At 52.1% G+C, this 20,238-nt stretch carries 21 protein-coding genes; 12 read left to right on the plus strand and 9 right to left on the minus strand.

What is annotated here, in order from left to right; genetic code table 11:
* The first annotated feature begins 21 nt into the window (after positions 1 to 21).
* Complete coding sequence (locus H6F94_RS19305; protein ID WP_313949331.1) at positions 22 to 1,104, plus strand: taurine ABC transporter substrate-binding protein; 1,083 nt, start codon at positions 22 to 24, stop codon at positions 1,102 to 1,104.
* A 132-nt stretch (positions 1,105 to 1,236) separates the two neighbouring features.
* Here the strand turns inward: H6F94_RS19305 and H6F94_RS19310 are convergent, their stop codons facing one another.
* A complete protein-coding gene (locus H6F94_RS19310) occupies positions 1,237 to 2,187 on the minus strand; it encodes an SDR family oxidoreductase (protein WP_242041264.1) in 951 nt (316 codons plus the stop codon).
* Positions 2,188 to 2,245: 58 nt separating this feature from the next.
* On the opposite strand from H6F94_RS19310, the gene psbP reads away from it, so the two are divergent.
* Positions 2,246 to 2,785, plus strand: coding sequence for a photosystem II reaction center PsbP (gene psbP / locus H6F94_RS19315; RefSeq protein ID WP_190803844.1), 540 nt, complete (start codon positions 2,246 to 2,248; stop codon positions 2,783 to 2,785).
* Positions 2,786 to 2,945: 160 nt separating this feature from the next.
* Here psbP and H6F94_RS19320 read toward each other — a convergent pair whose 3' ends face one another.
* The 6 genes from H6F94_RS19320 to H6F94_RS19345 form a co-directional block, all read right to left on the minus strand.
* The gene (locus H6F94_RS19320; protein WP_190803845.1) at positions 2,946 to 3,296 is read right to left on the minus strand and encodes a hypothetical protein; all 351 of its coding nucleotides are present in this window, start codon (positions 3,294 to 3,296) and stop codon (positions 2,946 to 2,948) included.
* A gap of 252 nt (positions 3,297 to 3,548) precedes the next feature.
* Positions 3,549 to 4,085 carry a GTP-binding protein gene (locus H6F94_RS19325; protein ID WP_190803846.1) on the minus strand — a complete coding sequence of 179 codons (537 nt, stop codon included), beginning with the start codon at positions 4,083 to 4,085 and terminating at the stop codon, positions 3,549 to 3,551.
* Complete coding sequence (locus tag H6F94_RS19330; protein ID WP_190803847.1) at positions 4,085 to 4,963, minus strand: DUF4388 domain-containing protein; 879 nt, start codon at positions 4,961 to 4,963, stop codon at positions 4,085 to 4,087. Before H6F94_RS19330 ends, H6F94_RS19325 begins: the two co-directional genes overlap by 1 nt.
* 506 nt (positions 4,964 to 5,469) lie before the next feature.
* Positions 5,470 to 6,024 (minus strand): protoglobin domain-containing protein, encoded by a 555-nt coding sequence (locus H6F94_RS19335; protein WP_190803848.1) that lies wholly within the window; start codon positions 6,022 to 6,024, stop codon positions 5,470 to 5,472.
* A 94-nt stretch (positions 6,025 to 6,118) separates the two neighbouring features.
* Positions 6,119 to 6,487, minus strand: a complete 369-nt coding sequence (locus tag H6F94_RS19340) for a roadblock/LC7 domain-containing protein (RefSeq protein ID WP_190803849.1) — start codon at positions 6,485 to 6,487, stop codon at positions 6,119 to 6,121.
* A gap of 583 nt (positions 6,488 to 7,070) precedes the next feature.
* Positions 7,071 to 7,298, minus strand: a complete 228-nt coding sequence (locus H6F94_RS19345) for a hypothetical protein (RefSeq protein ID WP_190803850.1) — start codon at positions 7,296 to 7,298, stop codon at positions 7,071 to 7,073.
* Between the two features lie 55 nt (positions 7,299 to 7,353).
* Here H6F94_RS19345 and pheS point away from each other — a divergent pair, with 55 nt between their 5' ends.
* Together pheS and mscL are read left to right on the plus strand one after the other, a co-directional pair.
* The gene (pheS, locus tag H6F94_RS19350; protein WP_190803851.1) at positions 7,354 to 8,355 is read left to right on the plus strand and encodes a phenylalanine--tRNA ligase subunit alpha; all 1,002 of its coding nucleotides are present in this window, start codon (positions 7,354 to 7,356) and stop codon (positions 8,353 to 8,355) included.
* A gap of 387 nt (positions 8,356 to 8,742) precedes the next feature.
* A complete protein-coding gene (gene mscL / locus H6F94_RS19355; RefSeq protein WP_190803852.1) occupies positions 8,743 to 9,162 on the plus strand; it encodes a large conductance mechanosensitive channel protein MscL in 420 nt (139 codons plus the stop codon).
* Positions 9,163 to 9,273: 111 nt separating this feature from the next.
* Here the strand turns inward: mscL and leuS are convergent, their stop codons facing one another.
* Positions 9,274 to 11,826: a leucine--tRNA ligase gene (leuS, locus tag H6F94_RS19360; RefSeq protein ID WP_190803853.1), complete on the minus strand. Its 2,553-nt coding sequence runs from the start codon at positions 11,824 to 11,826 to the stop codon at positions 9,274 to 9,276.
* Positions 11,827 to 11,987: 161 nt separating this feature from the next.
* On the opposite strand from leuS, the gene H6F94_RS19365 reads away from it, so the two are divergent.
* From H6F94_RS19365 to H6F94_RS19380, 4 genes are all read left to right on the plus strand, one after another.
* Positions 11,988 to 12,950, plus strand: a complete 963-nt coding sequence (locus tag H6F94_RS19365; RefSeq protein ID WP_190803854.1) for a lysylphosphatidylglycerol synthase transmembrane domain-containing protein — start codon at positions 11,988 to 11,990, stop codon at positions 12,948 to 12,950.
* A gap of 98 nt (positions 12,951 to 13,048) precedes the next feature.
* Positions 13,049 to 14,629: an ABC transporter ATP-binding protein gene (locus H6F94_RS19370; protein ID WP_190803855.1), complete on the plus strand. Its 1,581-nt coding sequence runs from the start codon at positions 13,049 to 13,051 to the stop codon at positions 14,627 to 14,629.
* Positions 14,626 to 15,738 (plus strand): ABC transporter permease, encoded by a 1,113-nt coding sequence (locus H6F94_RS19375; protein ID WP_190803856.1) that lies wholly within the window; start codon positions 14,626 to 14,628, stop codon positions 15,736 to 15,738. The genes H6F94_RS19370 and H6F94_RS19375 overlap by 4 nt, the downstream gene beginning before the upstream one ends.
* Positions 15,735 to 16,679, plus strand: coding sequence for an ABC transporter permease (locus H6F94_RS19380; RefSeq protein ID WP_190803857.1), 945 nt, complete (start codon positions 15,735 to 15,737; stop codon positions 16,677 to 16,679). The genes H6F94_RS19375 and H6F94_RS19380 overlap by 4 nt, the downstream gene beginning before the upstream one ends.
* A gap of 76 nt (positions 16,680 to 16,755) precedes the next feature.
* Here H6F94_RS19380 and H6F94_RS19385 read toward each other — a convergent pair whose 3' ends face one another.
* Positions 16,756 to 17,328 carry a DUF981 family protein gene (locus tag H6F94_RS19385; protein WP_190803858.1) on the minus strand — a complete coding sequence of 191 codons (573 nt, stop codon included), beginning with the start codon at positions 17,326 to 17,328 and terminating at the stop codon, positions 16,756 to 16,758.
* 223 nt (positions 17,329 to 17,551) lie between these two features.
* Here H6F94_RS19385 and H6F94_RS19390 point away from each other — a divergent pair, with 223 nt between their 5' ends.
* From H6F94_RS19390 to radA, 4 genes are all read left to right on the plus strand, one after another.
* Complete coding sequence (locus tag H6F94_RS19390; RefSeq protein ID WP_190803859.1) at positions 17,552 to 17,689, plus strand: hypothetical protein; 138 nt, start codon at positions 17,552 to 17,554, stop codon at positions 17,687 to 17,689.
* 188 nt (positions 17,690 to 17,877) lie between these two features.
* The gene (locus H6F94_RS19395; protein WP_190803860.1) at positions 17,878 to 18,075 is read left to right on the plus strand and encodes a hypothetical protein; all 198 of its coding nucleotides are present in this window, start codon (positions 17,878 to 17,880) and stop codon (positions 18,073 to 18,075) included.
* 91 nt (positions 18,076 to 18,166) lie between these two features.
* Positions 18,167 to 18,436: a hypothetical protein gene (locus tag H6F94_RS19400; protein ID WP_190803861.1), complete on the plus strand. Its 270-nt coding sequence runs from the start codon at positions 18,167 to 18,169 to the stop codon at positions 18,434 to 18,436.
* A gap of 103 nt (positions 18,437 to 18,539) precedes the next feature.
* Positions 18,540 to 19,985, plus strand: coding sequence for a DNA repair protein RadA (gene radA, locus H6F94_RS19405; protein WP_190803862.1), 1,446 nt, complete (start codon positions 18,540 to 18,542; stop codon positions 19,983 to 19,985).
* Positions 19,986 to 20,238: the final 253 nt, after the last annotated feature.

Genomic DNA, 20,238 nt, shown 5'->3' on the forward strand with positions numbered 1-20,238 from the left:
TTACAGATTGAGGAGATCAAAGTGATATTGAAACCAGAAATTAGCTTCAATAAAGCCGTTGGTTTGTTAGCCTTGTGCCTGACCTTAACGGTTTCGGCCTGTGCAGGGAGTTCTTCAAGCCCCACCAACCAGGCTGCGACTCCACAGGCAGCAGAGCAGCCCTCAGCAGCAGATCCCAAAGCCATTCGGGTTGGCTTTCAAGTCATTCCTAATGCTGAACTTCTAGCCAAGGCAATGGGCGCTGTTGAGAAGGAATTTCCTAACAGTAAAGTTACCTGGATCCAGTTTGATTCAGGCCGAGATGTCAATACGGCGATGGCTTCTGGTGGCATTGATTTCGGTCTGATTGGTTCAACCGGAACTTCAACCGGAATTGCCCGTGGTTTGCCCTATCAGGTTTACTTCATCCATGACGTTATTGGAGATAATGAGGCCCTAGTCGTCCGTAAAGATGCAGGCATCCAATCTTTAAAAGATGTCAAAGGTAAAAAGATTGCTGTTCCCTTCGGCTCAACCACTCATTTCAGCTTGCTATCCGCTTTGAAAGCTGAAGGTTTAGATGCCTCAGCTTTGACTATTCTCGACATGCAGCCGCCAGACATGCTAGCAGCTTGGCAACGCAAAGATATTGATGGTGGCTTTGTTTGGCAACCGAGTCTAACCAAGATGACCAGCGATGGCGGCACCGTTTTACTGACCGCGAAAAAGCTGTCAGAGCAGGGTATTGTAACTGCGGATGTTGGTATTGTTCGCAAGGAGTTTGCCGACCAGTATCCAGAGGCAGTCAGACGCTATGTGACGGTTTTAGATGAGGCCGTGCAGTTCTATCGAGATAAACCCGAAGATGCCGCGGCAACGCTGGCGCCACAACTAGGCCTATCTAAGCAAGAGAGCTTAGCTGTCATGAATGAATTGGTCTGGCTCAATGCTTCTGAACAGGCAGATGGCAAATTTCTGGGTACACCCAACAGCGCTGGTGCCTTTGCACAGGTGCTCAAGGAGTCAGCCGATTTTATGGTTGCCCAAAAAGCGATTCCCTCTGCACCCGATCTAGCAACCTATCAGCAGGCTATTCGCAACGAGTTTCTACAACCCGAAAAATAGAGGTTGAGTTAACTTCTATTCGGCTATTCGGCTATTCGGCTATTCGGCTATTGGTAGCACCTAATCCCTATTGCATTAATGCTTAGATTACTGGAATGCGAGAGCCCAAAGCTCTCGCATTCAGCCTGCTGTCTAAATTCCTAAGCACCGCCGTAGAAAATGCTCTAGGCTCTCCGGCTGGAAGCCAAAGGTTGTTTCTAGCAGAGCTACTTCAGCAGGTGTAACCAGATACTCATTAGCGAGCAGGGCTCGCAGTGTGCCTAACGATTCACTTACGCTAGGGCTCACCAACCCCACAGCACCCCGCAAACCATCGAACAGTAGCAGTGGTGGGTTGATGATGATTGGTTCTCGGTTAAAAATGCGGCCAAAAATTTTGGGAATTTGGTCACGGCTGAGGGCCTCCGGTCCACCGATATTGAAAACTCGGTTGCGGGCAGCATCCAGCGAGGCCGAAGCAACTGCTATGCGAGCCAGGTCATCAGTTGAGACAATTGAAGTGCGATTCTGCGGCTCCCCGATCAACAGATAGATGCCTGTCTGTCGAAAGCGTTCGGCCAAGGGCAAAAGATTGGAGGCAAAGCCGGAGGGACGCAAGATCGTGTAGCCCAAACCATCGGCCTGCTGTTGCAGGTACTTCTCTACTTCCCGCTTTGCCTTAAAGACCGGAGCATCTTCATAGCCCCGATCAGCGCCCAGCACCGATGTAAATACAAAATGCTCAGCGCCTTGGGCCTTGGCCTGATCGATGAGTTCAATGTTGGCGCGGTAGTCAATCGATTGTGCGTCCCCTTCGCCAGTCGCGTTGGCACCGTGGGCACTAATCACAACCCGGACCCCACGACAGGCCTTCTCAATATCGCGATCGTTCAATAAATTGCCCACAAAAATCTCAGCGCCCCGTTGCTCTAACTCGCTATATCGGGCGTTGAGGCGTACGAAAGCGCGAACTGGCAGATTTTGTTCGCGTAGTTGCCGCACAATTCGGCGACCTAGACCACCGGTTGCTCCTGTCACCAAAAACATGCACTGAATCTCCGCACTGAACATTGCCGCTTCTTCAAACTCTAGCAACGCAGGCAAGGTGAGAAGATAAAAGCTGTATATTACACAACACCCTAGGGGGCCAAGGGAGCCTGTCATGTTCAAACGTTTGTTAGTCCTATTGACCCTGGCTTTGACCCTGAGCAGCTGTGTGACTCAGGCCACTGCTGGCCTGAACTCCTTTGTGGATGGCCAGGACGGCTATGAGTTTCTATACCCCCTAGGTTGGGTGCAAACCCAACTTGCTAATGGCCCTGATGTTCTGTTTCGAGACTTCATTGAGCAGACTGAGAACGTCAGTGTCGTCATCGGCGATTTGAGCGACCCACAGGCCAGCCTAAGTGACTTGGGCAGTCCTACAGATGTTGGCCAACGCATGTCTCAGAAAGTCATCGCGCCTCCTGGTTCAGATCGCCAGGCAGAGCTGATCAGTGCCCGTCAGCACACCAACGGCAACCATGACTACTATGTGTTGGAATATGCAGTCAACGCTCGTGGCCAACAACGCCACGAACTGGTAAGTGTTGTCACTAGCCGAGGCAAGCTGTTTACGTTCAGCGCCTCCACCTTAGAGCGTCGCTGGCCCAAGATTCAGGAGTTATTAGGTCGTGTAGTCGAGTCCTTCACGGTTTATTAAGCCTTCAGGGTTGACCAAGTAAGTTTATTGAGCTGACAAAGCTGCGCAGCCTTGCTGCTGGGGACAGAGCCATAGGGACTCTAAAGCAGGAACCCTTCTCAACCCCGTGGCTCAGCAGCTTTGTTGTTGGTTTAGCTGTTGGTTCGGCTGTTATGCCGGTTTAGCCAAACCAGCTTGAAGGAACCGCTTCAGCTTTAAACTTGTGGGGAATGTGGTTACTGACCCACTCACAGTTGCGCTCCAAGATACATTGAATGCCATCGTGTACTGCCTCGCGCAGCCGCTGCTGCACAGGATGGGGGACCAACACCCGATTCTCCTCTAGGGGAGAACTCTGCTCCACCAAGCCGTAACAGACTGGCACTCGGTTAAGCACATAACTCGCCAACTGAACTCGTAAGTCGGGATTAGCGAAGGCTTCGTGATAAGGGTGGGATGGGTAAGTATCTAACGCTTTTTCAATCTCTTGGTTAACCAAAGGTAAAACGAGATTCTCAATGCTCTTTGTCATAGCTGCCTCCAATGGAAAATCCTAATGGGCAGAACCTCTAATGCTGTTTCTGATTGTGAAATTCAGCAAACAAGATGAGAGGTGGAAAGGGGGATCGCCCACCTGGAGCCTGTTCCCGCCTTCTAATTTTCCACCTTCAGGATACAGCGCTCTGATTGTTCGTGATGAACTTATAACCGTTCTTTACAAGCAGTGTGAGGGAGCAAATGCCATGTTCTATACAGCACAAGGATTTAATGCCTCAGAACAAACTTATGCCCGAACTTGAACACTCATCATATGTTGCAGTAAAGTAACCAGAGCTTCGCTCACTGAACTACTGTTATTAGCATCGACAGGGATAATTGGTGGATAGTCGCTGCCGTAGCCTAGGGCTAGAGTCAGGTCTTCTGCAGACCAAGCTCCCTCACAATCCATGTGGGTCATGCCAATCACGAGAGGAATACTGGCTCGTTGGCTCATGAAGTTCAGGATACTGCGAGCAGCCCGAAATTCAGCTGGACGGTGCGCAGCGACCAACAGGACATAAGCGTGGGCACGGCGGATCAATATATCCCACATGAAATCAAAGCGAGTTTGTCCAGGTGTTCCATAGACATGCAGAGCCATCTCTGGACCGAAGCTCAACCGGCCGAAGTCAAAGGCCACTGTGGTTTTGCGCTTTAGTTGAGCAGTTTCATCAGTTGCCCGTTCGTCGGTGTCAACGACCTCAATCTCACTGATGGAGCGGATGAAGGTAGATTTGCCTGCCCCGACCGGCCCAGTCACGACAATCCGCAGAATTTCCATTAGCCGCGTCCTCCTTTGAGAAAGCCAACCAAGCTAGAGAGAAAGGCATTGCTGGGTGCTGGGGAACCAGAGTTAGGTTCAGCGGTTCGGGCAGCAGGAGTAACGGCAGGCAAGGGCTCGATGGTGTTGAGCACAGGTTCAGCCATCGCGGTTGGAATTTCATCCACCAGTCCGACTGCCATCAAACGGAAAGCTGCCTGTTGGAGCTTGGCTAAAGACGTATTGAGTTGCGCTGCAATTGCCTCTATCGTGTGGCTGCTGTCAGCAAACTCCCACACCTGCCATTCCAATGCCTCCAGTTTGAGGTTGGGCTTACCGACACTGCGCAAAGTAGAGGTGGGGGCAGGCAGCTTAGCCTCCAGCATGGCCCAGTCTTGCACCCAACGTAGGCCATTGAGAGCAGCTTCACCTGCACGAATGCTTAAACCTGTCATTAGGCTATAGTTGAGTGCAGTTGAAGTCTCTAAACAGAAGCGTCCATCTGGTACCTGAAAAAGCTTATAGACTCCCTGGCGCAGCTGAAGCTTAAACAGAGCGGTTAGCTGATCCGCTTGTAGAGCACCTTGAGATTTGAGGCATAAGCCCAAAGGTGAATTGACTGCACAACGGGCACCCAACTTCTCAATACTACGGTCACTAATCCAACCACGTTGAGCCAGTAAATCAGTCAACGGTGGCACTTCACTGGCAACTTCTACTGCAACGATACGGCCTTGGTATAGCCAAATTTTATGGACTTGCAACTGAGTTGAGGCTCGAAAATCTAACAGGCTATCCAGCATGGGCTGAATAGTTAGCAAACCTGTCTTATGACCTTGGTCGACTAATTGTAATAACTCTGGCAGTGAAAAATCAGCGAGCGAACCACTTAGCGCCATCTCAAATCTCCCGTACAACCAGCCCTTAGGTAATCCATCAACATAGATAAAAACAAGTATTCCGCTTACTTTTGATCTTTTTCCTGCACTTGTATGTCCTCATGCTCTCAGACTGATTCAGCCTTGCTTCTCTTGAATGCAGCCTTTGTTCGGTGACAAGTTTGTCCCAGGTCTTCAAAAGCTCTTTCAATACTCCATTGAAATTCTAGAAGACCCATAGGAGCCTCTGCCCCGATGCTTTTACGGAGTTTTAGGGTTTTGAACAAGCCGAGTTGTTTCAAATTATTGCTGGCCTGCGTACTGCAAAATAAACTACAGACTTGTTGTTTATGTCTGAAATCGAAGTGGCACGCTGACAGTTTGATGACTCATATTTTGATAGCCCATGCGTTCCTAAAAATTCCTAGGAATGCATGGGCTATCAAGGCTACCTCTGGTTTTAGTAGCGATTACGGTAGATAAAAACTAAGAGGCTTCCCAACCCATGAAGAGTGTCAGGTTAGGTTCTATAGGGTAGACGCACCAGTAGAGACCAAACGCTTGAACAGACCTTCTGTCCAACCTGTTTCTTTCTGAACTGCGTTATAAGCCACTTCCATGTAGGCCTGTTCGATGAACGCTAGGTCGATCATGGCAATGGTTCCTAAGGCTTCGCGAAGTGCTTCTGGCTTCTCAGCTTGCAGCAAACGCTTGCCGAACTCTTGGACAACGATAGCCATAGCAGGCACAACATGCTGAGGGCCAATGCCAATCTGCACATGGACTAAGCCTACACGCCAACGACGCTCAGCATAGGCCTCTCCCCAGTTGTCCATGCCAGTGAACATTTCATGGAACCACTGAACAAAGGTGCTGTGCAGACGATGCATCGAGCCTTCTTTCTTGTTTAGAACTGAATTCATCTCGGGATCCCGACCCAGATATTCATAAAAATGGTTGGCCATATCGGGAGCGAGGGCCAGAGCCCAATCGGTGTTCTCCTTCAGAAGAGCCTGATGGTCGGCAGAGAAACCAGTGCGGGTCTTCAGTGCAATCAATAGAGTTTGAGCATCAATGGACATAGTAAATCCTTGGTGGCGCCTTAGCCGACTAGTAGATCAAGAAACTTCAGTGACGTCAGTTGAAATGGGATGGAATAGAGAAATGTCGCTTTATCTAGCCGAGCAGAGCCGTAATTTCTCCAACAACCCGCTTGATTTCTAAAAAGACCAATCCCTGCTTAGCAGCTGCACTAGCCAGCACTAGCAGTACTGCATCCGCATTGCACCCGACCAGAATGCCGTAGCCCTTCTCCCCTTGCACAAACACTCGGTCAATTTCTCCACGAGCCAGTTCTGCACAGATGCGCTCACCCAAGGAGAGCATGGCAGCAGACATAGCGGAGGTTCGCTCCTCATCCATACCGCCAGGCAGAGCAGCAGCTAGAGAGAGGCCATCGGGTGAAACTAGAATTGAGCCTTGAATATCAGGTGTACTGCTGACGAAGTTTTGCAGCACCGTTGTCAGTGCATTAATGTTAACCATGCTCGTAGATCCTTAGGTCCTCAGATTTATTGAGCCTTGCTTCTGTTGATAAAGCGTTTACCTGGCTAAGTCAGGTTTCAAAGCGTTTAGTGCAATCAGCTAAGCTACGTTTGAATCGTAGTAAGTTAATGAGAAGAATCACACCGATGCTTCTACGGAGTTTCCAAAATTCTTTCCCTACAAAGTATTTCGAACTGTGTTCTTTCTTGTCAGAAGAATGCGGGCGTAAACTTTCGCAAAACCAACTTGCGATCTGTCTGTAATGTCTCTCCCTATGTTGGGAATAATGGCCAGCTTCGTAACCCACGGTCCAGCAAACACCTAATTTTTTGCAGAAAAATTGTATAAATACCCAGCTCAATTGTTTATGCTTAGAATCTTGATTAAGTATTAAGCCATTGCTGGGATGGTAGAAGTGCCTTCTGGATCAGCGCAAAGCCACAGTCTTCAGCAGTTTCTGCGCACTCTGTTTTAGCTTTTTGACCAACTTCTGTATCAATTGCCTGTGAGTCATTGAGACAACTGAGCGTATTTACTGAACCAGCTAGGTTTATATCTATCGTTACACCTGTTTCAGCGCGTTTTAGTAACAAACCTCAATAGTGGTAATTTCTAGTTTGTGATACTCATGAGCCTCCGGTTGTTTGGTTTGGGGAGATAGCTCAGGCATGGCCAGGGCCCGAGCATCGATAGGGTCAGTTATGTTGGTCTGCTGCGAAGAAGACATCGCCTGAACTGTCAGGCTATTCGCCTCAATAGCGGCGAATAGCTCAGGGAAGGACTGAGTTGCAGGTCTTCCCTGCCAGAACATCCAGGATTCGCGTCATACTAGCTAGAGAAGACTTGCTACTCGTCCGTGTCCTCCCATGACCTCTGCCCCTCTTAGCCTCGACGCTCAGTTACAGGCACTCCGTGCCGGTGCCCTGGATGCCGTGGAGCAAGCTAGTTCTCTTGATCAATTGGAGCAACTGCGAGTTAGCTACCTGGGTAAAAAGGGTCAGCTTTCCGCTGTGCTTGGTGGCATGGGCAAACTTTCCGCTGAGGAACGTCCTCGCATTGGTGCCCTCGCCAATGATGTTAAGGAGGCCGTTCAGGCAGCTCTAGAACAACGCCGCACTAGCTTAGAGCAGGCGCAAGTTCAGGCTCAGCTGGAAGCTGAAACTCTAGATGTCACTATGCCGGGTCCTTACCGACCCCAAGGTCAGCTTCATCCCCTCAATAGCACCCTGGATCGCATCCTTGATATCTTCGTGGGCTTGGGCTACACGGTGGCGGCGGGTCCAGAAATTGAGACGGATTACTACAACTTCGAGGCACTGAATACCCCTGCCGACCACCCAGCACGGGATATGCAGGACACGTTCTACTTATCCGACGGCCACCTGCTGCGGACACAGACCTCGGCCATGCAGATTCACTACATGGAGGAGAATGAGCCGCCGCTTCGGGTGGTTCTGCCTGGTCGTACCTACCGCCGAGATACTGTTGATGCCACCCACTCAGCGATTTTCCATCAGGTTGAAATCCTTGCTGTTGATGAAGGGCTAACTTTCACAGACCTGAAGGGCACGGTTAAAACCTTTCTCGAAGAGATTTTTGGCGAGCGCCCGATCCGCTTCCGTGCCAGCTACTTTCCTTTCACCGAACCCTCGGCTGAGGTGGACGTGGAGTGGAAGGGCCGCTGGTTAGAGGTGATGGGCTGTGGCATGGTTGACCCCAATGTTCTGAAGGTGGTGGGCTATGACCCGGAGCAGGTTACTGGCTTTGCCGCTGGCTTGGGTCTAGAGCGACTGGCTATGGTCCTACACGAAATAGATGACATCCGTCGCCTCTACACCAGTGACTTGCGCTTCCTGCGGCAGTTCTAGCTCTTCTTATTTCGAGTTCTTTTGATCTGCAGAATCCTCAACCGGGTCACTGGTTGAGGATTCTGAAATATCCATACCCCAATTGCCTCGAATGCCCCGAATGCCTCAAGTTAAGCGAGCAGTTGCACTGCCTGTGTTCTCAAGATTCCTTTGAAGGAATCTTTGTTGGGCATTAGGTGTGGATGCAATTATGGATGCAACTAATGGGCTTAATGACCCAGAGTGAGCAAAAAACACTTGCTTGTTAAGGCATAGCCACACTTTGAGAAGTTAGGAGAACTTAACAGACAGATTCGCTTGTCTTGAAGGGGGAGTGGTAGGCTCCTATTAAACAAGCTAGGTAGTAAAATGCCTACCATCCTTTGACCAAACAATTAAACAGACACTATGACGACTTTTAGAAGGGGCAGAACTGCAACTGTTGGTTTCTTAAGAGAGTTTCAGGATTTTGCACTCAAAGGCAATGTCGTTGATTTGGCTATTGCGGTTATTATTGGCGGTGCTTTCGGCAAAATTGTCAGCTCCTTTGTTGCTGATGTCGTCATGCCGAGCATCAACCCACTTATTCCCGGTGGAGACTGGCGAGAATTTACTATTCCACCTGAAATTAAAATTGGTGCTTTCTTAGGTTCTGTTGTTGACTTTATAATTATTGCGCTGGTTCTGTTCTTCGTTATTCGTACTCTGGCAAAGTTCAAACGAGGCGAGACGGCAGCTCCTCCTTCAGCCAAAGATTGCCCCTATTGCCTAGAAAGCATTCCCATCGCAGCAACTCGATGCCGCGCCTGCACATCTGAGCAGCCCTAGCGTTAGTGTTAAAAACCTGAATTAAGGTCAGACCAAAAACCGTGGGATAGAGCTATGGCTTGCCTATCCCACAGATATTCTCCTTAATGACTAGTGCGCTCAGGTCGGGGTTTACCCGACCACAAAATTCACCAGCTTATTGGGCACAACGACCACTTTCTTGATCTCCTTGCCCTCAAGGTGTTTCTGAGCAGCTTCAGAGGCACGAGCCTGTTGCTCCTGCGCTGCCTTATCTAGGCCGGATGGAATCTGGATCGTGCCCCGGTTTTTGCTGTTGATTTGAATGACCAATGTGACCTCATCAACTGCCAGAGCCGAAACATCAACTCCAGGCCAAGATTGGTGATGAATTGAGTTCGTGTTGCCCAGCAAATGCCAGAGTTCCTCAGCAATGTGGGGGGCAAAAGGGGCCAACAATTTGACTAGAGTGGTGACGCCTTCCGCGTAAACCGAAGCAGTTTTGTCAGCAAAGTCGTTTAGGGCATTGCTGAGTTTCATGAACTCTGAAATCGCCGTATTAAACTGATAGCCCTGCTGCATATCCTCAGTGGCTTCTTTGATTGCCGTGTGAATGGCGCGGCGCAGATCTTTTTCCGCTTTGCTGAAGCTTTCGGGTGCTGAAGCGACTTCTGTGCCCACAAACTCTGTCACCAGTCGCCACACTCGATTGAGGAAGCGAAACTGGCCTTCTACATCGGCATCGTCCCATTCCAGATCTTTTTCTGGTGGTGCTTTGAACAGAATAAACATCCGCGCCGTGTCAGCCCCGTACTTGGCAAGTACTTGCTCCGGATCCACACCGTTGTACTTCGACTTGGACATCTTCTCATAGAAGACCTCCAGTTTCTCTCCCGTTTCTGGATCGCGGGGATCATTGAGATCCGCAATTTGGAAAGTAGGGACGTACTTGCCAGTGTTGGTGTTCTTGTAGGTCATGCCCTGCACCATGCCCTGAGTCAGCAAGCGAGAGAAGGGCTCATCAAATTTGAGCAAGCCCTGATCGCGCAAGAACTTGGTAAAGAAGCGCGAGTAGAGCAGGTGTAAGATCGCGTGCTCAATGCCGCCAACGTACTGGTCTACGGGCATCCAGTCATTTGTCTTGGCTGGATCAAACGCTTGTTGGTCGTTGCGAGCGTCTGGATAGCGCAAGAAATACCAGGACGAATCGATGAACGTGTCCATCGTGTCTGTTTCTCGTCGCGCAGCTGCCCCACACGTTGGACAAGGTACTTCCACCCAATATTCGAGCTTAGCCAGGGGAGAGGGACCTCGTCCGCTGAACTCTACACTGTCCGGCAACTTCACCGGCAACTGGTCTTCTGGCACCGGCACGACCCCGCACTGTTGGCAGTGGATCACAGGAATCGGCGCCCCCCAATAGCGCTGACGCGAAATCAACCAGTCCCGCAGACGGTACTGGATCTGAGCCTTGCCCCAGCCCTTGGTTTGGGCGTGTTCAATAATGCGGGTTTTGGCAGTGGCTGAATCGAGGCCGTCAAAGGGACCAGAGTTTATCAACTTGCCCGGCTCGGTGTAGGCCGCTTCTAATTCCTGAATGGGTTCTCCATCCGGCGTAATGACCACCTTGATCGGCAAGCCCTTCTTGGTAGCGAACTCGAAGTCCCGCACGTCGTGCGCTGGCACCCCCATCACTGCCCCTGTGCCGTACTCGTAAAGCACATAATCAGCAATCAGGATGGGAATCTTCTCGCCTGTGAAGGGATTGATCGCCTCACCACCCGTGGGAATGCCTCGCTTGGGTTTATCTTCGGCGGTACGCTCGATCTCGCTCTCGGCACTGACCTCAGCAATGAACTGCTCGACTGCAGCTTTTTGCTCAGGCGTCGTGACTTGCAAGGTCAAGGGGTGCTCAGGGGCTAGGACTACATAAGTCACGCCATAGACCGTATCTGGCCGAGTGGTGAACACGGCGATCTTTTGGTCTGAACCCATAATGGGAAACTCTAAGTGAGCCCCAACCGACCGACCGATCCAGTGCTCTTGCATCAGCTTGACCCGCTCAGGCCAGCCCGACAGCTTGTCTAAATCGTTGAGTAGCTGCTCAGCGTAGTCAGTAATCTTGAGGAACCACTGCCGCAACAAGCGCTTCTCAACCAAAGCACCTGAGCGCCAGGATTTGCCCTCGCTATCGACCTGCTCGTTAGCGAGTACCGTTTGGTCAATTGGATCCCAATTGACTGTGGCTTCTCTTTGGTAGGCTAAGCCCGCTTTTAGAAATTGCAAGAACAACCACTGCGTCCAGCGATAGTACTCGGGTGAGCAAGTGGCAACCTCGCGCTTCCAGTCGTAGGACAGCCCTAAGCGCTGGAGCTGGGCCCGCATATTGTCAATATTTTCGTAGGTCCACTTTGAGGGGGGGACACCCCGGTCGATGGCTGCGTTCTCAGCAGGCAGGCCAAAAGCATCCCAACCCATCGGATGCAGTACCCGGTAGCCTCGCATCCGGTGGACTCGAGCAATTACATCGGTAATGGTGTAGTTACGCACATGCCCCATGTGCAGGTTCCCCGAGGGATAGGGGAACATTGAGAGCGCATAAAACTTGGGCAGGTCGCGCACATTCGAAGTCTCGTCTAGCTTTTGCTCAGTCCAGACTTGCTGCCACTTCGGTTCAATTGCGGCGGGGTTGTAGCGCGACTCCACGCTGATTTCTCCAGAGTACCTGTCTTAACGAGTCTAGCTGGAGAACTGACCGCCTGTGTCGCCTTCTAGATTCTTCAGTTCCGTGGACTTTGTCGGATCTGACTTTAGGTTGGCGGAAGCTGTATGGGTAAGCTCGGATGGAGCCAGACTTCGGGAGTGGTATGCAGAAACTGATCAAAGCTGGGCAATCGTTGACTAAAGCTCCCGCCTTTAAGCCACTGCTGAAGCTGGCGGTGATGGTCATAACCTTGGCCTTCTTAGCCTGGACCCTATTAAGTCGCTGGTCCGAACTTGACGAAATTGACCTCACCAAAATCAATATTGGTTGGCTGCTCGTCTCAACCGGCCTGACTCTGCTGGGTCACGCTTGCAACGGCTTAGCTTGGGGAGCAGCCCTACGGGCACTGGGTGCTAGAGTCTCCGGAGCCTGGTCGGTTCGGGTCTATCTACAAACCAACATCGCCAAATACACCCCCGGCAAGGTCTGGCACTTCTATGGGCGTATTCTGGCCGGAGAGAAGGTGGGCATTGGGCGAGGCACAATTCTGGTTAGCGTACTGATCGAGTCGGTGCAATTAGCGATTATTGCCTCAGTGCTAGGGTTTGGCTTATTCCTGGGTGGCGCGCAAACCAATCTGGGACCACTCCAGGGCTTGGCCTTGGTGGGGGTTGCTGTTCTAGGTGGCCTGAGCCTAAATCCAGCTGTTCTGAATCGTGGCCTAGGGCTGCTGAGCAAGCTGCGTAAAAGCGATGAGCCGTCTACTCGCGAACCTGTAGCCCTCCGGTCTTCACTGTTGCCTGCCTATCTCGGCACCCTGGCGTTTGTGGTTATTCGCGGGCTGGGCATGTACGCTGGCTTTTTAGCCTTTACACCAGCGCCGTTAGCAACCTTCCCTGGCATTTTGGGTGCCTTTAGTCTGGCCTGGGTGATTGGGTTTGTGGTGCCCGGTCCTCCCGCTGGTATCGGCGTATTCGAGAGCGCCATGGTGTTACTTGTAGGTGATCGTTTTGGCAGCGCCATCGTATTGACCGTAGTTGCGGTGTACCGCCTGACCAGTACAGCTGCCGAGGCAATAGGCGCTCTCTTGGTTAGCCTGCCGGTGCGGCGTCTCAAGCTCCGGTAACTTAGGTTACAAATCCTGAGTTCAAGGCAGGACTAATCTACAGCTTTAGCGGTTGGCCCGCTATCTGTTGAGAGTCCCGGAGCCAAAAGACGAGCACCATGACCCTAGCCAGCAACGACTCCCCTCTGGTGCAATTGCGAGGTATTTGTAAGCACTTCGGCAATTTCTGGGCCAACCGCAATGTGGATTTGGATCTGTATGCTGGCGAGATCCATGCCTTAGTCGGGGAAAACGGGGCAGGCAAAAGCACCCTCATGAAGATTCTCTACGGATTTTACCGAGCGGATGGCGGTGAAACCCGCCTGGCAGGTAAGCCCGTTCACTTCCACTCGCCACGCGATGCTCAAGCTGCAGGCGTTGGCATGGTGTTCCAGCACTTTTCGCTGTGTCCCTCCCTCACGGTGGCTGAAAACACGATTGTGGGGCAGGGCTCTTGGCTGGATCAATTGAACTTAAAGCGCGTTGAGGCTCAACTTCGCACTCTCATCGAGCGTTACCATCTACAACTGGATCCCAAAGCCCGGATCAAAGACCTCTCAATGGGCGAGCGGCAGCGGGTCGAGATCCTCAAGTTGCTCTACCGGGGTGCAGAAGTCTTGATCCTGGATGAGCCAACTTCTGTGCTCTCGCCGCCTGAGGTAGATGTGCTGCTGCAAACCTTGCGGCAACTGGCCGAGCAAGGTAAAGCGCTATTATTTGTGTCTCACAAGCTCAACGAGGTGCTGCGCTGCTCGGATCGGGTGAGTGTTCTCCGGCGTGGCGAGATCGTGGCCCACTGCAATACTTCAGAGATTAAACAGACCGAACTCTCCCGCTTGATGGTCGGCTCTGAAGTTGCGGACCAACTGGCTACCAACACCGTTGCCCCCGCTCCCCAACGCTCTGCTCAGCCCATTCTGCGGGTGCAGAACCTGTACGTGAAGGGCACACTGGCCCACGGTACACAAATGGCCGTCCGCGACGTCTCGTTTGAACTGCACGGTGGCGAGGTGCTGGGAATTGCTGGGGTTGCTGGCAACGGGCAGCGCGAGTTGGCTGAAGCTTTAGCTGGGATTATTGCACCAGCAGCCGGTCAGGTTTGGCTCCGAGACGCTAATCTCACCCATGCAACGCCTAACCGTCGGGTTCGTCTGGGTATGGCCTACGTTCCCGAAGACCCATTGCACAATGGCATGGCTCCCAACCAAGGCATTGCTGCAAACCTGATTTTGCGCCGTCATCAGCGTAAGCCGTACGCGATGGCAGGCTGCTTGAACTGGCGAGCGATTCGGCGGAGCACGCGGGAGCCCGTTTCTTTGTTTGACGTGCGCTCTCCATCCCCTGACTCTCTAGCTCGTCATCTTTCTGGGGGCAACTTGCAAAAATTGGTCATGGCGCGTGAGTTGTGGCAGGAGCCGGATCTGCTCATTGCTGCTCATCCGACTGTTGGTCTGGATATTGCCGCTACAGCTGCCATTCATACGGAGCTTCTAGCGCAACGGGACCGTGGGGGAGCGGTTTTGCTGGTTTCGGAAGACCTCGATGAGTTGCTCAAGCTCTGCGACTGGATCGCGGTCCTCTACGATGGCAAGCTAATGGGTATTGTGCCGCCAAGGGCTGGCAAGTCCGTGATTGGGCCGTTGATGGCCGGACAAGCAACCGCCGAGGTCCAGCCCAAAATCGAGAGTGCTGTTCCATGAACAGCTTGCTACAGCGCTTTCCTGCCCTTAAGCCGGTCGTCTTACTCGTTCTGACGCTGGCCTCGATTGTGGCGGCTCTGGTACTGGTGGCCCTATTCTTGCTGATGCTGGGCAAGGATCCTTTGGCGGCCTACGGCGAGATGTACAAGGCAGCTTTCGGGGACTGGTTTGGCTTCTCGGAAACCCTGGTCGTGGCCATTCCGGTGTTGCTATGTGCCTGCGCTGTAGCTCTGCCAGCCCGCTTAGGTTTGTTCAACGTTGGCGCAGAGGGCCAGCTGTATTTAGGTGCGATTTGTGCAACGGCAGCTGACCGCTACTTTCAGCACCTGCCTGGAACTCTACCGCTGGTTTCAGTCGTGGTTTGCAGCTTTCTAGGAGGTGCTTTGTGGGGCTTTATTCCAGGGGCTTTGCGGGTTTGGTTTCGAGTCAATGAAACCATTTCCACGCTGATGCTGAATTTTGTGGCAATCAACCTGTCCAACTACTTTGTATTTGGACCTTGGCGTGACCAGAGTAGCGGCAATTTTGTGCTCACAGCGGCCTTTGCGACTGTCTCTCGCTTCCCAATGATTCCGGGCACCCGCATTCACCTTGGCCTGGTGCTGGGCTTGCTGGCAGGCTTGACGCTGTTTCTGGTGCTGCGCTTCACCGTCTGGGGCTATCGCATTCGCATGATTGGAGACAACCCTAAGGTGGGTCGCTATGCCGGTTTCAACGTCAACTGGACCGTGTTGCTAGTCATGGCTGTAGCTGGCGGCATTGCTGGTTGGGCTGGTGGCGGTGAGGTTGCCGCGATTCAGGGTCGCCTGCGCCCTGGCATATCACCCGGGTTTGGCTATACAGGTTTCCTGGTGGCTTGGCTGGCCCGACACAACGAGCTAGCCATTCCGGCCTACGCCGTGTTGGTCGGCGGTCTGTTGCTGGGTGGGGACGTGCTTCAAATTTCCCTGGGCTTACCGCAGGCAACCGTGAACATTGTGCAGGGCGTGGTGTTTTTCTTCATCCTGGGTAGCGAATGGTGGTTGCAACGGCGGGTGCTCGATCACATTCCTGCCCAACCTGAGCCTTTGTCGTCCACAGCCCCTCAGTCCCCTGGAGCCGCAGCATGAGCGCAGATGCACAAGGTCTTTTATCGTCAACCTTCTGGATCTCGGTGCTCTCAGGCGCAGTCCGCTCTGGTACACCAGTCCTGCTCGCGGGTCTAGGGGAAGTGCTGGCAGAGCGCTCCGGCATCCTTAATCTGGGGGTGGAAGGGGCAATGGTGATGGGTGCGGCGGTAGGGTTCATCGCCACTGCACAAACGGGAACGGTGCTAGTAGGGCTGGTTGCTGCTGCTTTAGCAGGCCTTGCGATTTCTGCGATTCATGCTCTACTGTGCGTGCCCTTACGGGCAAATCAAGTCGGCAGTGGGATTGCAGTGACCATCTTTGGTTTGGGTGTGAGTGCCTTTATTGGTCGCCCTTTCAACGGTAGGCAGGTTGAAACACTGCACCCCATTGCCTTGCCAGTGCTGTCAAAAATCCCAGTTCTAGGAACGGTTCTGTTTGAGCACAACGGGTTGGTCTACTTCACCTATTTATTGGTGCCCGTCATTTGGTTTCTGCTTTACAAAACTCACTTCGGCTTGAGTCTACGCATGGTGGGTGAGAGCCCGGAGGCCGCTGATGCCATGGGCCTACCCGTAGACCGCTTGCGTTTTGTGGCTGTCCTACTGGGTGGGGCTCTGGCCGGTGTGGGTGGAGCCTATCTCTCGCTAGTGTTGGCTGGCAACTGGGTCGATGGCATGTCGGCTGGCAATGGCTGGATTGCCGTAGCACTGGTCATTTTCGCTGCCTGGGATCCCCTGCGAGCCGTGTTAGGGTCCTATCTGTTTGGTGGTGTTCTGGCTTTTACCCAACGGGTGCAGGCTGTAGGCATTGGCATCTCTCCCTTTCTACTGGGAATGGCACCCTATGTGTTCACACTGCTCGTGCTCGTTATCTCTATGCGTCGGGCGGAGAAGATGACGGGAGTTCCTGCAGCCTTGGGTGCGCTTTATAGCCGGGAGTAAGGCCTATGGGATAGACCTATTCTTGCTTCTTCGCTCTAGCTCTAATGCAGCACTGGAAAAGGCTCTATACAGTTTTTTACCGCATTGGTACAGGTTTCCATTCCGAGTAATTTGCTAAGTGTCCCCAGTAGGCTAAGGCTCCAGTAAAGGCCCAAATTAAAGCAGCGATTACTAATACAGCCACACCTGTTAGCCTTAAAGCTCTGTTGTTCTTTAGATAAAGCGCTGGCGCCGAGCAGACCCCAGCCAAACCTGTCAAAATGAAACCAATGCCTGCCACTAAAGGTCTTTGCGTTAAGCCTAGATTAATAATGCGTAGACCAACTAGGATTGAAACTAGACCAGCAAAAAAGGCATAAACCGCTACTGTAAACAGGTCCCACCCGTTAGCTAAGGCAATGGACGCTCCGATAAATAGCATGCCGAACATAACAGAGGTTTCGCCATAAGCGATGTTGTAACTACCTGTGACTGGCCAAGTCCAGATCATGTGCAAACCTGTGACCAGTGCAATGGCTCCACTTATACCGAAACCTGGAACCCAACGCTTTTGGTCAGGACTATCGAGACCCTGATACACGTAGAGAGCTAGAAGAGATAGCCCAGCTACCAGGTTGACGAGCATGAGCGTGATGTAATTGACAAACAAGATCCACCTCAGATTAGCCTCAAGTTACGGCACCATTATTGCCCACATTGCCAATTTGGGCTGCTTCTGGCCCAACCAGAGTGCATCAAGCCACGTATCCTTTCAAACCTGCAAGGATGCAGATCTATCTATACGGACTGAGGCAAAAGCAGAATCTTAAAACTATATTCGAGAATAGAATCAGCGACCGCAACTCAATGCCTCAATGCCTGGTTTAGCCCTCATGAATCTGAATCATTGGATCTCTCTAGTGATTGGCTGCTTTGTGCTAGTCGATCTATTGGTTGGCAAGCCTAATTGGGTCACTTATGCCTTTGCAATTATTTCAGCTTATAACTTCACGCTTGCTTTTAATCTCTAACTTCTAAACTCCTCACTGAGACAGCTGCACTAGTCTCTCAAAAGGTCGGTCACTCACAAGTCCAAGACGAACCCAAGCTTTGCTAAGACTTAGTGAGTCGCCTACGATACATTCAACCGTAGGGTAGATGACCTTCGCAACCCGTTTCAGAGAACTTGAGGAGTATAAAATCTTCTCACTTCAATCGGATGATTAATATTCACTACATCGTCTCAAAAGCGCTGTCAACTCAGCAGCTTTCCGACTGGGCAGAGTGGCGCATTAACGATCTCCTCAGTCACCAGAAATATACACCGGTTGATTTGCATAGTCTTGACCGCCTGATCAAAGCTCTGGAGCAAGGAGACGTAGTTCGTCGCCAGACAGCGTCTCAGCCGTTGCTCTAGCTGAGAGGCGATAACCTCTGTCGTGTGGCGGTTGAAGTGGCCTGCAAGCCTCGGTATCAGTGTGAATACCGATACAAGTAGGAGAAACGAAATGATCGTTGCCAAAGCAGAGGGACTGTTCAAAGACGGGGAGCCAGTTGAGCGGCTGAACTTGCGGTCAAAGTATGGCGAATCAAACGCCTATCTCAGTTACGAGCAAGCCTCGAAGGCAGTTCAGGCTGATGGGCTAGCGATGACTCAAGACCTCTACAACGCTCTGCATTTAGCCCGAGAAGCGACTGAAAGAGCCTTGTCCAGCAACTCTGAGGAGCGCATCGACGAAATTCTAGAGCAAGGCGGTTGGGTGGTTCTGCAATCCTAGATTGCTCCTAAGCTAAGAGGGACAGGAGACTGCTATGGGGCTTGGCACAATAGAGAAGAGGCCTTGATGCCCCCTAGCAGCCCCCTTCGCCCTTTTGATCTCTGTGCCCAAATCCCGCGTTCAGTTCGTTTGCAGCCAGTGTGCTGCTGAGTTTCCCCAGTGGATAGGCCGTTGTTCAGATTGTGGAGCCTGGAATACCCTAACTGAGCAGGTTAACTCCGCTAGTACCAGCGCCGGTGGTTCGGCTCCAGGTCTTCACCAACAAGCCCGCCGCGCTCGTCCTAAAGGGCCAGCTCAACCTCGCGCCGCTCTAACATTACCCCAAGTGGCCGACCACGACCAAACCCGTTTTCCCTCGGGGTATGGAGAGCTGGATCGGGTGCTTGGGGGGGGTATTGTGCCTGGCTCGTTAGTGCTCATTGGTGGTGAACCGGGCATTGGCAAGTCAACGCTGCTGCTTCAGACGGCTCAGCAGTTGTCCCATCACTCCCGGACACTCTACGTCTGTGCCGAGGAATCAGCCCAGCAAGTCAAGTTACGGGCGCAGCGGTTAGAGGCTCCTCCCTCAGACCAGTTATATCTGCTACCCGAGACTGATCTTGAAGCGATCCTTCAGGAATTGGAGCAACTGCGACCGCAGGTGGCAATCATCGATAGTATCCAGGCTGTCTTCTTTCCCAATCTCACCTCAGCACCAGGCTCTGTCTCTCAAGTGCGTGAGTGTACTAGCGCCTTGATGCGACTTGCCAAACGCGAAGGCATTACCCTATTCATCGTCGGCCATGTCACGAAAGAGGGGGCCATCGCTGGTCCCAAGGTTCTTGAACACCTGGTTGATACTGTGCTTTATTTCGAGGGTGACCGTTTTCAGACTCACCGGCTACTGCGTTCGGTCAAGAATCGCTTTGGTGCGACCCACGAAATCGGCATTTTTGAAATGGCAGACCGTGGCTTGCTAGAGGTCCTGAATCCCTCAGAGCTGTTCTTGGGTAACCGAGATGAGCCATCCCCTGGCACAGCCACCATCGTTGCCTGTGAGGGAACACGTCCAATTGTGGTTGAGTTTCAGGCTCTCGTGAGCCCTACTAGCTACAGCTCTCCTCGTCGCACGCCAACAGGCATTGAGAACAATCGTTTCTTGCAAATCCTGGCAGTGTTAGAGAAACGGGTCGGCATTCCGCTTTCGAAATTGGATGCCTACGTTGCTTCTGCTGGAGGTCTTGTCGTCAACGAACCTGCTGCAGATTTAGGGGTTGCCGTTGCGGTGGCCGCTAGTTTTCGCGACCGCATTGTTGATCCTCGAACCATACTAATCGGCGAGGTAGGACTGGGTGGTCAGGTACGCTCTGTTTCTCAGATGGAGTTGCGCTTGAAAGAGGCCGCTAAACTTGGCTTCAAACGGGCCATCGTGCCCAAAGGTCCTGTGCTGCAAGATTTTGGCCTCAAGCTTATTCCAGTTAGCAAAGTACTCGACGCTTTGATTGCGGCTCTCCCTGGTGCAGCCGATGCAGTTTTAGAGGAAGCTGCACTTGCTCAAGACGAAATGTGATGACCTCTTGTAAGTAGCTCGTAAGAAGCCACCTTTTAGCGTGCTAATTTAGTGCCCAAAAACCAAAACTCTTCAAGATTTGGAATCGCATCTTGAAGAGTATGGCAGGTAGTAAAAGGTGCGGGAACACCACTTCTGACTTGCTCAACCAGGTAAGACGAGTACCTCGTTAACAAACGCACATGGTCGCTGTAAAACAGCCCTAAGGTAATCGCTGGAAGCCAGCTTCTGAAGGTGAGCGCCGGAGCTTTCG

It is taken from the genome of Leptolyngbya sp. FACHB-261 (assembly GCF_014696065.1).
Lineage (GTDB): Bacteria > Cyanobacteriota > Cyanobacteriia > FACHB-261 > FACHB-261 > FACHB-261.

Coding starts and splice junctions, on each gene's coding strand:
- H6F94_RS19380 (WP_190803857.1), top strand. CDS start 15,735: ATGAGCGCAGATGCACAAGGTCTTTTATCGTCAACCTTCTGGATCTCG.
- H6F94_RS19330 (WP_190803847.1), bottom strand. CDS start 4,963: ATGGCGCTAAGTGGTTCGCTCGCTGATTTTTCACTGCCAGAGTTATTA.
- H6F94_RS19320 (WP_190803845.1), bottom strand. CDS start 3,296: ATGACAAAGAGCATTGAGAATCTCGTTTTACCTTTGGTTAACCAAGAG.
- H6F94_RS19325 (WP_190803846.1), bottom strand. CDS start 4,085: ATGGAAATTCTGCGGATTGTCGTGACTGGGCCGGTCGGGGCAGGCAAA.
- H6F94_RS19370 (WP_190803855.1), top strand. CDS start 13,049: ATGACCCTAGCCAGCAACGACTCCCCTCTGGTGCAATTGCGAGGTATT.
- psbP (WP_190803844.1), top strand. CDS start 2,246: ATGTTCAAACGTTTGTTAGTCCTATTGACCCTGGCTTTGACCCTGAGC.
- mscL (WP_190803852.1), top strand. CDS start 8,743: ATGACGACTTTTAGAAGGGGCAGAACTGCAACTGTTGGTTTCTTAAGA.
- H6F94_RS19345 (WP_190803850.1), bottom strand. CDS start 7,298: ATGTTCTGGCAGGGAAGACCTGCAACTCAGTCCTTCCCTGAGCTATTC.
- H6F94_RS19365 (WP_190803854.1), top strand. CDS start 11,988: ATGCAGAAACTGATCAAAGCTGGGCAATCGTTGACTAAAGCTCCCGCC.
- pheS (WP_190803851.1), top strand. CDS start 7,354: ATGACCTCTGCCCCTCTTAGCCTCGACGCTCAGTTACAGGCACTCCGT.
- H6F94_RS19390 (WP_190803859.1), top strand. CDS start 17,552: ATGAATCTGAATCATTGGATCTCTCTAGTGATTGGCTGCTTTGTGCTA.
- H6F94_RS19340 (WP_190803849.1), bottom strand. CDS start 6,487: ATGGTTAACATTAATGCACTGACAACGGTGCTGCAAAACTTCGTCAGC.
- H6F94_RS19335 (WP_190803848.1), bottom strand. CDS start 6,024: ATGTCCATTGATGCTCAAACTCTATTGATTGCACTGAAGACCCGCACT.
- H6F94_RS19375 (WP_190803856.1), top strand. CDS start 14,626: ATGAACAGCTTGCTACAGCGCTTTCCTGCCCTTAAGCCGGTCGTCTTA.
- H6F94_RS19400 (WP_190803861.1), top strand. CDS start 18,167: ATGATCGTTGCCAAAGCAGAGGGACTGTTCAAAGACGGGGAGCCAGTT.
- H6F94_RS19395 (WP_190803860.1), top strand. CDS start 17,878: ATGATTAATATTCACTACATCGTCTCAAAAGCGCTGTCAACTCAGCAG.